The sequence below is a fragment of the Achromobacter sp. 1011791174 genome, from assembly GCF_059760925.1.
This window is the reverse complement of the sequence record NZ_JCBANH010000022.1, coordinates 68971-80639: the sequence shown is the minus strand read 5'-3', so window position 1 is coordinate 80639 and position 11669 is coordinate 68971. Positions and strand designations below refer to the sequence as shown.

Sequence of the window (11669 nt, the reverse complement as noted above, 5' to 3'; positions counted from 1 at the left end):
CGCGCGCCGCCTCGCCGATCAAGATCGCCGTCCTGGTCCTGCGTGGCCAGGGCGGCGGCGTGCTCGCCGACTGGATCGTCGACATGGCCGAGCACGCCGGCTGGTGGGCGCAGACCACCTCGGTGCCGGGCGTGGCCCAGCGCACCGGCGCCACCATCTATTACCTGGAACTGCTGCCCGAGGCCGACGTCGAACGCGCCGGCCGCGCGCCCGCGCTGGCGCTGATGCCCACGCCGGGCGACGTGGACCTGGTGGTGGCGGCCGAACTGATGGAAGGCGGCCGCGCCATCCAGCGCGGCCTGGTCACGCCCGACCGCAGCGTGCTGATCACGTCCTCGCACCGCAGCTACGCGGTCAGCGAGAAATCCGCGCCCGGCAACGGCATCGCCGATCCGAACAAGGTGCTGGAGGCCGGCCGCGCCGCCGCCAAGCGCTTCATGTGCTTCGACCTGCAGGACCTGGCCGACCGCGCCGGCAGCGTCATCAGCGCCAGCCTGTTCGGCGCGGTCGCCGGCAGCGGCGCCTTGCCCTTCTCGCGCGATGATTTCGAGGCCACCGTGCGCCGCGCCGGCCTGGGCGTGGACGCCAGCCTGCGCGCCTTCGCGCTGGGCTTCGACGCCGCCGCCCAGGCACCCGAGCAGCCCGCGCCCATCGACCTGTCGCGTCCCGTGCCGGCCGCGCCGGAACAGGCCGCCAACGCGCGCACCCAGCCGCTGCTGGACATGATCCGGCGCGACTTCCCCGCCTGTGCCCAGCCCATGCTGACGGCCGGCGTGCGCCGTCAGCTCGAGTTCCAGGACCTGGCCTATGCCCGCGAATACCTGGAGCGCATGAAGGCGCTGCGCGACCTGGACGCGCGCCACGGCGGCGAGGCGCGGCAATGGGAACTGACCTGCGCCGCCGCCCGCTACCTGGCCACGGCCATGGCCTACGACGACGTGATCCGCGTGGCCGACCTGAAGACCCGCGCCACGCGCTTCGAACGCGTGCGCCAGGAAGTCGGCGCGCGCCCGGACCAGCTGGTCTACACCACCGAATTCATGCACCCGCGCCTGGAGGAAATCTGCGGCACCCTGCCCGCCGGGCTGGGCCGCTGGCTGGAAAACTCCAAGGCCTTCGGCGGCTTCGTCGAGCGCCGCCTGGGCAAGGGCCGCCGCATGCGCAGCGGCACGCTGGGCGGCTTCCTGATGCTGTACGCGCTGGCCGGCATGCGACGCTTCCGCCGCGCCACGCTGCGCCACCAGATCGAGAAGGCCGGCCTGGAGCAATGGCTGGATCTGGTCGCGCGGCTCGCGCCGCGGGACTATGCGCTGGCCGTGGAAACGGTCAACTGCCGTCGCCTGGTGAAGGGCTACAGCGACACCCACGTGCGCGGCGGCGGCAAATACCGCCAGCTGCTCGCGGCCGCCGAGAAACTGGCCGGCCGCCCCGACGCGGCCGCCAGCCTGCGCGCGCTGCGCGAAACGGCCCTGGCCAACGAGAAATGCGGCCCCATGGAACGCCAGCTGGCCGACCAGCTGGCGGCCTGAGACTCCCCGACGAATCACGCAAGAGGCAAGCGCCGTGCAAACCCTGAAACTCATCGTCCGCGAAGTCCGGCAGGAATCGCCGCTGATCCGTTCCTTCCGCCTGGCGCGCGAGGACGGCGGCGCGCTGCCCGCCTTCGGTCCGGGCGCGCACCTGAAGATCTCCGTCCCCGGCCTGCGCGAGCCGCGCAGCTATTCGCTGGTGCAGCTGACGCCGGACGCCGGCTGTTTCGCCGCGCCCGGCGAATACCGCCTGGGCGTGCGCCTGGAGGAAGACAGCCAGGGCGGCTCGCGCCACATGCACGCGCTGGTCGAGGGCGACACGCTGGCCGCCGAGGGCCCGCGCAACGACTTTCCGCTGCACGAAGCGCCGGCCGGCGACGATCCGGTGCTGCTGATCGCCGGCGGCATCGGCATCACGCCGGTGGCCTCGATGGCCGCCGCGCTGCGGGCCGCCGGCCGCGCCTTCCACCTGCATTACTGCGGCCGCAGCAAGGACCAGCTGGCCTTCGTGCCCGAGCTGCAGGCGCTGGCCGGCGACAGCCTGTCGCTGCACGGCGACGACGATCCCGCCAGCCGCTTCGACCTGCAGGCGCTGCTGGACGCCGCCTCGCCGCGCCAGCACCTGTACGTCTGCGGCCCCAAGGGGCTGATCGACGCCGTCATCGCCGGCGCCAAGGCCCGCCACTGGCCCGACGCCCACGTGCATTTCGAGCTGTTCGCCACGGCCGCGCCGCAGGCGGGCGACCAGCCCTTCGAGGTCGAGCTGCGCCAGTCCGGCCGCGTGCTGACCATTCCCGCCGACAAGACCATCGTCGACGTCATGGAAGAGGAAGGCTGCGATCCCATGTACGACTGCAAGCGCGGCGAGTGCGGCGTCTGCCAGGCCACCGTGCTGGAAGGCGAGCCCGACCACCGCGACTACTACCTCTCGGACACCGAGAAGGCCAGCGGCAAGATCATCCAGATCTGCATCTCGCGCGCCAAGTCCGCGCGCCTGGTGCTGGATCTCTAGGAACACCCAGCCGCCGCCCCAACCAAGGAAGCGAACCGACATGGCCAAATACCGCGACAACCCCGACGCCATCCGCGCCCTGCTGCGCGAGACCGAGGTGCACCGTGACCTGTTCATCGACCAGGAGCTGTTCGAACTGGAGATGGAACGGCTGTATGCCAACACCTGGGTCTATGTCGGCCACGACAGCCAGGTGCCCAATCCCGGCGACTACATCACCACCACCGTCGGCAATCAGCCCGTGGTCATGGTGCGCCACGGCGACCGCTCGGTGCGGGTGCTGCACAACCGCTGCCCGCACAAGGGCACCATGGTGGCCGGCGAGGCCTGCGGCAATACCGGCAAGTTCTTCCGCTGCCCCTATCACGCCTGGACCTTCAAGACCGACGGCAGCCTGCTGTCCATCCCGCTGAAGAAAGGCTACGAGAACACCGGCCTGGATCAGTGCGAGGCCAGCCAGGGCATGGCCGCCGTCAAGGACGTGCGCAACCACCGAGGCTTCGTGTTCTGCCGCCTGAATCCCGAGGGTCAGTCCTTCGAGGACTTCTTCGGCGAATCGCTGACCACGCTGGACAACATGGCCGACCGCTCGCCCGAGGGCCGACTGGAGGTCGCCGGCGGCGTGATGCGCTACATGCACCGCTGCAACTGGAAGATGCTGGTCGACAACCAGACGGACACCTGTCACCCCATGGTCGCGCACGAGTCCTCGGCCGGCACCGCCGTCAAGGTCTGGGAGCAGGCGCCCGCCGGCACGCCCAAGCCCATGGCGGTGGAGCTGTTCGCGCCCTTCATCTCGCCCTATGAGTTCTTCGAGAACATGGGCATCCGCGTATGGGAAAACGGCCACGGCCACACCGGCGTGGCCGACTCGATCCACGCCGCCTACTCCGGCGTGCCCGGCTACTGGGAAGCCATGACGGCGGCCTATGGCGAGGAACGCGCCAAGCAGATCCTGGGCGATGTGCGCCACAACACCGTCTATTTCCCCAACATCATGGTGAAGGGCCCGATCCAGACGCTGCGCGTCTTCAAGCCCATCGCCGCCGACCGCACGCTGGTCGAATCCTGGACCTTCCGCCTCGTCGGCGCGCCCGACCTGCTGCTGGAACGCACGCTGATGTACAACCGGCTCATCAACGCGCCCACCTCCGTGGTCGGACACGATGACCTGGAAATGTACGAGCGCGCCCAGGACGGGCTGCAATCGCGCGCCCGCGAATGGGTCAACGTCGGCCGCCTCTACTCGCCCGACGAACTGGGTCGAAAAAACGTCGTCACCAACGGCACCAACGAATGGCAGATGCGCAACCAGTACCGCGCATGGGGCCGCTACATGACCGGACAGGAGGCTTGAATGGCCGTCAGCGACCGCGAACTGATCGATTTCGTCTACGCCGAGGCGCGCATGCTCGATGAGCTGCGCTTCGAGGACTGGCTGGACCTGTACACCGAGGACGGCCATTACTGGATGCCGCTGGCCCACGGCCAGACCGACGCCAAGCTGCACGCCTCGCTGATGTATGAGGACAAGCTGCTGCTGCGCGTGCGCGTCGAGCGGCTGGCCGGCCAGCGCACCTTCTCGCAGCAACCCAAGAGCCGCTGCCACCATCTGCTGCAGGCGCCAACCGTCGAGCACGGCCATCCCGAATCCGCGCCGGCCGAAGGCCGCCACGTGGTGCGCACCGCCTTCCACTACGTCGAGACGCGCCAGGACGCGCAGACCCTGTATGCCGGCTGGACCACGCATCACCTGGTCGAGCAGGACGGCGCGCTGCGCATCCGCCTGAAACGCGTCGACCTGGTGAACTGCGACGCCGCCTTCGGCAACATCCAATTGTTCATGTAGGAGCCGGTCGTGAGCGCGACAGTCCATCAAGCCTTCCGCGACAGCGCGGCCCGCCACGGCGCCCAGCCTTTCCTGTGCATCCTGCCCGAAACGGCCGAGGCCTACGGCATCGCCGCCGGCGAGCTGGCCTATGGCGCGGCCGCCGAGGCCATCGAGACGCTGCGCGCCGCCTATGCGCGCGCCGGCTACGGCCACGGCCACCGCGCCGGCCTGCTGCTTGAAAACCGCCCCGCCTTCTTCCTGCACTGGTTCGCGCTCAACGCGCTGGGCGTGTCGGTGGTGCCCATCAATCCCGACCTGCGCGCCGCCGAACTCGAATACCTGACCGGCCACTCCGAAATCGCGCTGGCCGTGGCCCTGCCCGGCCGCCACGCTGACTTGCAGGCCGCCGCCGCGCGCGCCGGCCGCGAGCTGCGCGTGATGGGTCCTGACGACGCGCCGCCCGCCGCGCCCTTTGCCGCGCCGCTGGCCGGCAGCGAGCCGGGCGAGTTGAGCGAATGCGCGCTGCTGTACACGTCCGGCACCACCGGCCGGCCCAAGGGCTGCATCCTGCCCAACCGCTATTTCCTGCACGCCGGCGGCTGGTACGCGCGCATAGGCGGCCTGGCCGCGCTGCGCCCCGGCCAGGAACGCATGCTGACCCCGCTGCCGCTGGTGCACATGAACGCCATGGCCTATTCCGCCATGGCCATGGTGCTGACGGGCGGTTGCCTGATCCCGCTGGACCGCTTCCACCCGCGCAGCTGGTGGGACAGCGTGCGCGACTCGCGCGCCACGGTGCTGCACTACCTGGGCGTGATGCCCGCCATCCTGATGAAGGCCGAGCCCTCGCCCAAGGACCCGCAGCCGGGCATCCGCTTCGGCTTCGGCGCGGGCGTGGACCGCAAGCTGCACGCGCCCTTCGAGGCGCGCTTCGGTTTCCCGCTGCTGGAAGCATGGGCCATGACCGAGACCGGCGCGGGCGCCGTCATCATCGCCAACAAGGAGCCGCGCCACATCGGCAGCAGCTGCTTCGGCGCCGAGGAAGACGACGTGCAGGTACGCATCGTCACCGACGCGGGCGTCGAGGCCGCCACGGGCGAACCCGGCGAGCTGCTGGTGCGCCACGCCGGCGACGATCCGCGCTACGGTTTCTTCGCCGGCTACCTGAAGGACGCCGCCGCGACGGACGAGGCCTGGGAAGGCGGCTGGTTCCACACCGGCGACATCGTGCGCCGCGAGGCCGACGGCGCGCTGCGCTTCGTCGACCGCAAGAAGAACGTGATCCGCCGCAGCGGCGAGAACATCTCGGCCGTGGAAGTCGAAAGCGTGCTGATGCAGCACCCGCTGGTCAAGGCCGTGGCCGTGGCCGCCGTGCCGGACGCGGTGCGCGGCGACGAAGTGCTGGCCTGCGTGGTGCCGGCCGATCCGCTCGCTACCGACGCGGACCGGCAGGAAGCCGCCCGCGCCATCGTGCAATGGAGCCTGGAGCAGCTGGCCTACTACAAGGCGCCCGGCTACGTGGCCTTCGTCGACAGCCTGCCGCTGACCACCACCAACAAGATCCAGCGCGGCGAAATGAAGGCGCTGGCGCCCACGCTGCCCGGCACCGCGCACTGCGTGGACACCTGCGCGATGAAGAAGAAAAGCCCCGAGAAAGCCCACGCCGGAGCCGCGCGATGAGCCGCCTCGGCTATGACGGCGTGGTAGCGGCGCTGCCCGTCACCATTCCCTACGAACGCTACAGCACGCATGCCGCGCACTGGTGGCTGGGCCGCGCCCTCGGCGCGCTGATCCGCCAGGCCGGCCTGGCCAAGACCGACGTGGACGGGCTGTGCGTGTCCAGCTTCACGCTGGCGCCCGACAGCGCCGTGGGCCTGATCCAGCACCTGGGCATGAGCCCGCGCTGGCTGGACCACATTCCCATGGGCGGCGCCAGCGGCGTGGCCGCGCTGCGGCGCGCCGCGCGCGCCGTGCAGGCCGGCGACGCCGAGATCGTGGCCTGCATCGCGGGCGACACCAATCACGTGGACTCGTTCCGCAACACCGTCAGCCAGTTCTCGCGCTTCGCCCAGGACGCCGTGTATCCCTACGGCGCCGGCGGCCCGAACGCCAGCTTCGCGCTGCTGACCGCGCACTATATGCGCGAGTCCGGCGCCACCCGCGAGGACTTCGGCAAGCTCTGCGTGGCCCAGCGCGACAACGCGCTGCGCTACCCGCACGCGCTGATGAAGAAGCCGCTGACGCTGGAACAGTACCTGGGCGCGCGCGTCATCACCGATCCCATCCACCTGTTCGACTGCGTCATGCCCTGCGCCGGCGCCGACGCCTTCCTGGTGATGAGCGAATCGCGCGCGCGGGCGCTCAAGCTGCCCCATGCGCGCATCCTGTCCACCATCGAGCGCCACAACGCCTGGATCGACGACCCGATCCAGACGCGCGGCGGCTGGGCCATGGACGTGGACGAGCTGTACGGCATGGCCGGCTGCGCGCCCGCCGACATGGACTTCCTGCAGGCCTATGACGATTACCCGGTCATCAACCTGATGCAGATGGAAGACCTGGGCTTCTGCGCCAAGAACGAGGGACCGGAATTCGTGCGCCGCCACGGCTTCACCATCGACGGCAGCTTCCCGTTCAACACCAACGGCGGCCAGCTGTCCGTCGGCCAGGCCGGCGCCGCCGGCGGCTACCTGGGCCTGACCGAAGCGCTGCGCCAGCTGACCGGCACGGCCGGCGGCACCCAGGTGGCCGACGCCCGCGTCGGCATGGTGAGCGGTTTCGGCATGATCAACTACGACCGCGGGCTGTGCACCGCCGCGGCCATCCTGGCGCGGAGCGACGCATGACCCAGCCCCTGGCCAAGCCTCCCAAGAAAGACCCGGTCGCGCGCACGCGCCAGCCCACGCTGCCGCCCGGCTGGCGCAGCCGCGCCGCGCTGGGCCTGACCGCCGCCGCGGCCGAGGGCCGCTTCGAATTGCAGGTCTGCGCCGATTGCGGCGCGGTCCAGTATCCGCCGCGCGAAGTCTGCGGCGGCTGCCTGTCCGAACAACTGTCCTGGCGCGCGGTGGATCCGTCCGGCACGCTGCTGGTCAGCACCACGCTGCACCACAGCAACGACCTGTATTTCCGTGAGCGCCTGCCCTGGCGCGTGGGCACGGTGCGCATGAGCGCCGGCCCCTCGGTGGTGGCGCACGTGCACCAGGATTGCGCCGACGGCGCGCCGGTGCGGCTGGCGCTCAAGCTCGACCGCAGCGGCCAGGCCGTGATGATCGCCCTGCCAGAAAGGAACACGCCGAACATGGAAGACGACAAGACCCTGCGCGAAACCTCCTGCGACCCCAAGTTCCGCCGCGCCCTGATCACCGACGGCAAGTCGGCGGTCGGCCTGGCGGTGGCGCGCGCGCTGCTGGACGCCGGCTGCCCGATGGTGTTCCTGGGCGACCCGCAGACCTGGCGCCGCGACCCGGCCTACGACGCGCTCGCGACCGACGGCCGGGTGCAGACGCTGGCGCTGGACGTGACCGACACCGACTCGGTGGACCGCGCGGCGGCCTCCATCGGCGGCAAGGTCGAGATCCTGGTCAACACCGCCGACCTGGAGCGCGAAGGCGGGCTGATGCAGCGCAAGGACGTCAACACCGCGCGCGACGCGCTGGACGTGAACGTGCTGGGCATGATGCGCCTGGCGCAGGCCTTCGGCCCCGGCCTGTGCGCGCGCGCCGCCGACGGCGTCAACAGCGCCGCCGCCTGGGTCAACGTGCTGTCCATCTACGCCCACATGAACCTGCCCGCGCGCGGCATGTGGTCCGCCTCGAAGGCGGCCGCGCTGTCGCTGGCCCAGTGCCTGCGCGCCGAGATGCGCGGCGCCGGCGTGCGCGTGCTGAACGTGTTTCCCGGTCCGCTGGACCATGAGTGGGAACAGCGCACCCCGCCACCGCGCGTGGCCCCGGCCACCGTCGCCGCCGCCATCGTCAAGGCCCTGCGCGACGGCGTGGAAGACGTGTACGTGGGCGACGTGGCGCAGGAATTCCGCGCCCGCATGGCCGAGAACCCCAAGGGACTGGAGCGCGAGCTGGGCGCCTGACGCCCGGCCACGCCCCTAAACGCCTCGCGCCCCGCGCGGGACCGAGCAGCAACCAACAAGGAGACGCAGCATGAGCCAGAACATCCTCGCCCAATTCATGACCGAACTGGTCTCCGGCCGCATCCGGCTGGTGGACCTGACCGAGACGCTGACGCCGGAATTCCCCACCATCGTGCTGCCGCCGGAATTCGGCCAGGCCTGGCCGTTCCGCATCGAGGAGATCTCGCGCTACGACGAGCGCGGCCCGGCCTGGTACTGGAACAACTTCTCCTGCTCCGAGCACACCGGCACGCACTTCGACGCGCCGGCGCACTGGATCACCGGCAAGGACCAGCCCGACAACACGGTCGACACGATTCCGGTGGAGGCCTTCATCGCCAGCGCCTGCGTGATCGACTGTTCGGCCGAGGCGCGCGACAACCCCGACTTCCTGCTGACGATCGATTTCGTCAAGCAGTGGGAAGCGAAGCATGGCCGCATCCCGGCGCTCTCCTGGGTGCTGATGCGCACCGACTGGTCCAAGCGCGCCAAGCCGGCCGAGTACCTGAACATGAAGGAAGACGGCGCGCATTCGCCCGGCCCGGACGCGGACGTGGTGCCCTGGCTGATCAAGGAGCGCGACGTGCACGGCTTCGGCACCGAATCGGTCGGCACGGACGCGGGGCAGGCCCAGCACCTGGATCCGCCGTACCCCTGCCACTACTACATGCACGGCAACAACCGCTACGGCCTGCAATGCCTGACCAACCTGGACCAGCTGCCGCCCACGGGCGCCGTGATTTTCTCGGCGCCGCTGAAGATCCGCAGCGGCTCGGGCAGCCCATTGCGCGTCCTGGCCATGGTGGCATGACCCACCCCCGAAGCGCCTGCGGCGCTTCCCCCTCCAGGGGGCGGCGCTGCGGACCGGCAAAGCCGGCTCCGCGCGCCCCCGCTCGCAGCGTCTCAAGACTGAATGAACTCGCTGCCAACACACAGCGCGATCAACAACCGACATGACAGGCAGGAACAACGCCATGAACCAACCTCAAGCAGCCATCGTCACCGGCGGCAGCGCCGGGATCGGCGCCGAGATCTGCCGCGCCATGCTGGACGCCGGCTATGACGTGATTTCCATGGCGCGGCGCGCGGGCGAGATGAGCCATCCGCGCCTGACCCACATGCAGGTGGACCTGCTGGACGAGCAGGCCACGGCCCAGGCCGCCGCCGAGGCGGTGGCGCGCCATCCGGTCAGCCACGTGATCCACAACGCCGGCGTGATCTGGCCCAACCTGCTGCCCGACGTCACGCAACAGGAACTGCACGGACTGACGCAGATCCACCTGGGCGCGGCCATCAGCCTGGTGCAGGCCGCCCTGCCCGGCATGCGCGAACGCGGTTTCGGCCGCATCGTGATGATGTCCTCGCGCGGCGCGCTGGGCCTGCCCACCCGCACCGCCTATTCCGCCACCAAGGCCGGCATGATCGGCATGGCGCGCACCTGGGCGCTGGAGCTGGCGCCGCATGGCATCACCGTCAACGTGGTCGCGCCCGGCCCCATCCAGACCGACATGTTCTACGACGTGATCGAGGCCGGCAGCGAGCGCGAGAAGCAGATCGCCAACGGCATTCCGGTCAAGCGCCTGGGCCGCTCGGACGACGTGGCACGCGCGGTCATGTTCTTTTCCGATCCGGCCAACAGTTTCATCACCGGACAGACGCTGTACGTCTGCGGCGGCGCCAGCGTCAGTTCGATCACGATCTGAGGCTCGTTGCGCTACGGGTTTTGACGGATAGGTAAGCGCATGCGCCGCGTCTACAGTGCATTGCCTTGCCGTTCGTCCTCCGGCGGCCCGCCGCCGGCGCTGCGCCACCCGCCGCAGTCTCCGCAACACCGGCTGTCCCCAACGGTCAGCCGCAACAAACTCTGCTCCCACTCCGGAGGTTTTGCCATGCTGTCGAAGAAGCTCCCCCTGGCCGCCGCCCTCGCCGCCGCAGCGCTGTTCTCCCTGCCCGCGCTGGCGCAGGTCAAGGTCGGCGTCGTGTCCTCGTCGACCGGCCCCACCGCCCTGGTCGGCATCCCCCAGAAGAACACCGTGCCGCTGCTGCCCAAGAAGATTGGCGACCTGACGGTGGAATACATCTCGCTGGACGACGCCAGCGATTCCACCAACTCGGTCACCGCCTTCAAGAAGCTGATCTCCGAGCAGAACGTGGACGCGCTGATCGGCCCCTCGGGCTCGCCCAACGCCATGGGCGTGATCCAGTTCGCCGCCGAGGCCGGCGTGCCGATGCTGGCGCCGGTGGGCACGGCGGCCGTGGTGCTGCCGATGAATGAACAGAAGAAGTGGGTCTTCAAGACCACGCAGAACGACGACATCATCGCGCGCGCGCTGGTCGACCACATGGCCAAGACCGGCATCAAGACCGTCGGCTTCATCGGCCTGAACGATCCCTATGGCGAAAACTGGCACAAGGTGTTCTCGGCGCTGGCCGCCGAGAAGGGCATCAAGATCACCGCCAACGAACGCTACCTGCGCTTCGACAGCTCGGTCACCGGCCAGGCGCTGAAGATCCTGGCAGCCAAGCCCGACGCGGTGCTGGTGGCCGCCCCCGGCGCGGCCAGCGTGCTGCCGCAGACGACGCTGTTCGACCAGGGCTACAAGGGCAAGTTCTACCAGACCCACGGCGCGGCGCTGCCGGACTTCCTGAAGCTGGGCGGCAAGAAGGTGGAAGGCACGATCCTGGCCGCCAGCCTGATGCTGGTGCTGCCGGAAATGCCCGACAGCAATCCGTCCAAGAAGGTCGCGGCCGACTACATCGCCGCCTACGAGAAGCTCAACGGCTCCAAGCCCGCCACCTTCGGCGCCAACGTCTACGACGCCGGCCTGCTGCTGGAGAAGGCCATCCCGCAGGCCGAGAAGGCCGGCAAGCCGGGCACCAAGGAGTTCCGTAACGCGCTGCGCGACGCGCTGGAGCAGACCAAGGAGCTGGTGGGCACGCAGGGCGTCTACAACATGACGGCCGCTGACCACAGCGGTTTCGATGATCGCGGCCGCGAGCTGATCACCGTGAAGGACGGTAACTGGACGCTGGTGAAGTAGGCCCCCCCGAAGCGCTCACGCGCTTCCCCCCAGGGGGCATGCCGACGGACCGGCAAAGCCGGCTCCGTGGCATCCCGATGGGGGGCACCGATTTTTTTAGGTACGAGGGTGGCGTGCCTGCGTGCTTTGTCTT

General features: G+C 69.8%; 10 protein-coding genes. All 10 read left to right on the top strand.

Features of this window, described 5'->3' with window-relative positions; translation table 11 throughout:
- Positions 1–17 precede the first annotated feature (17 nt).
- On the top strand, positions 18–1529 hold the full coding sequence (locus tag AC6LJ5_RS10700; RefSeq protein ID WP_498140447.1) for an indolepyruvate oxidoreductase subunit beta family protein: 1512 nt from the start codon (positions 18–20) through the stop codon (positions 1527–1529).
- A gap of 34 nt (positions 1530–1563) precedes the next feature.
- Positions 1564–2541, top strand: a complete 978-nt coding sequence (locus AC6LJ5_RS10695) for a PDR/VanB family oxidoreductase (RefSeq protein ID WP_392410060.1) — start codon at positions 1564–1566, stop codon at positions 2539–2541.
- A 40-nt stretch (positions 2542–2581) separates the two neighbouring features.
- Positions 2582–3898 carry an aromatic ring-hydroxylating dioxygenase subunit alpha gene (locus AC6LJ5_RS10690; RefSeq protein WP_392410061.1) on the top strand — a complete coding sequence of 439 codons (1317 nt, stop codon included), beginning with the start codon at positions 2582–2584 and terminating at the stop codon, positions 3896–3898.
- The gene (locus AC6LJ5_RS10685; protein WP_103272641.1) at positions 3899–4390 is read left to right on the top strand and encodes an aromatic-ring-hydroxylating dioxygenase subunit beta; all 492 of its coding nucleotides are present in this window, start codon (positions 3899–3901) and stop codon (positions 4388–4390) included. It begins immediately after the preceding gene.
- 9 nt (positions 4391–4399) lie between these two features.
- Positions 4400–6052 (top strand): AMP-binding protein, encoded by a 1653-nt coding sequence (locus AC6LJ5_RS10680; protein ID WP_498140445.1) that lies wholly within the window; start codon positions 4400–4402, stop codon positions 6050–6052.
- Complete coding sequence (locus AC6LJ5_RS10675; RefSeq protein ID WP_498140444.1) at positions 6049–7218, top strand: thiolase family protein; 1170 nt, start codon at positions 6049–6051, stop codon at positions 7216–7218. Before AC6LJ5_RS10680 ends, AC6LJ5_RS10675 begins: the two co-directional genes overlap by 4 nt.
- The gene (locus AC6LJ5_RS10670) at positions 7215–8456 is read left to right on the top strand and encodes an SDR family NAD(P)-dependent oxidoreductase (RefSeq protein WP_498140443.1); all 1242 of its coding nucleotides are present in this window, start codon (positions 7215–7217) and stop codon (positions 8454–8456) included. Before AC6LJ5_RS10675 ends, AC6LJ5_RS10670 begins: the two co-directional genes overlap by 4 nt.
- Positions 8457–8526: 70 nt before the next feature.
- On the top strand, positions 8527–9306 hold the full coding sequence (locus AC6LJ5_RS10665) for a cyclase family protein (protein ID WP_498140442.1): 780 nt from the start codon (positions 8527–8529) through the stop codon (positions 9304–9306).
- A gap of 163 nt (positions 9307–9469) precedes the next feature.
- Positions 9470–10198, top strand: a complete 729-nt coding sequence (locus AC6LJ5_RS10660) for an SDR family NAD(P)-dependent oxidoreductase (protein WP_103272636.1) — start codon at positions 9470–9472, stop codon at positions 10196–10198.
- Positions 10199–10384: 186 nt separating this feature from the next.
- The gene (locus AC6LJ5_RS10655) at positions 10385–11536 is read left to right on the top strand and encodes an ABC transporter substrate-binding protein (RefSeq protein ID WP_392410067.1); all 1152 of its coding nucleotides are present in this window, start codon (positions 10385–10387) and stop codon (positions 11534–11536) included.
- Positions 11537–11669 lie beyond the last annotated feature (133 nt).

Bases quoted from the DNA above. Each gene is read 5' to 3' on its own strand.
- AC6LJ5_RS10690 (WP_392410061.1), top strand. From the start codon at position 2,582: ATGGCCAAATACCGCGACAACCCCGACGCCATCCGCGCCCTGCTGCGC.
- AC6LJ5_RS10685 (WP_103272641.1), top strand. From the start codon at position 3,899: ATGGCCGTCAGCGACCGCGAACTGATCGATTTCGTCTACGCCGAGGCG.
- AC6LJ5_RS10675 (WP_498140444.1), top strand. From the start codon at position 6,049: ATGAGCCGCCTCGGCTATGACGGCGTGGTAGCGGCGCTGCCCGTCACC.
- AC6LJ5_RS10670 (WP_498140443.1), top strand. From the start codon at position 7,215: ATGACCCAGCCCCTGGCCAAGCCTCCCAAGAAAGACCCGGTCGCGCGC.
- AC6LJ5_RS10665 (WP_498140442.1), top strand. From the start codon at position 8,527: ATGAGCCAGAACATCCTCGCCCAATTCATGACCGAACTGGTCTCCGGC.
- AC6LJ5_RS10660 (WP_103272636.1), top strand. From the start codon at position 9,470: ATGAACCAACCTCAAGCAGCCATCGTCACCGGCGGCAGCGCCGGGATC.
- AC6LJ5_RS10655 (WP_392410067.1), top strand. From the start codon at position 10,385: ATGCTGTCGAAGAAGCTCCCCCTGGCCGCCGCCCTCGCCGCCGCAGCG.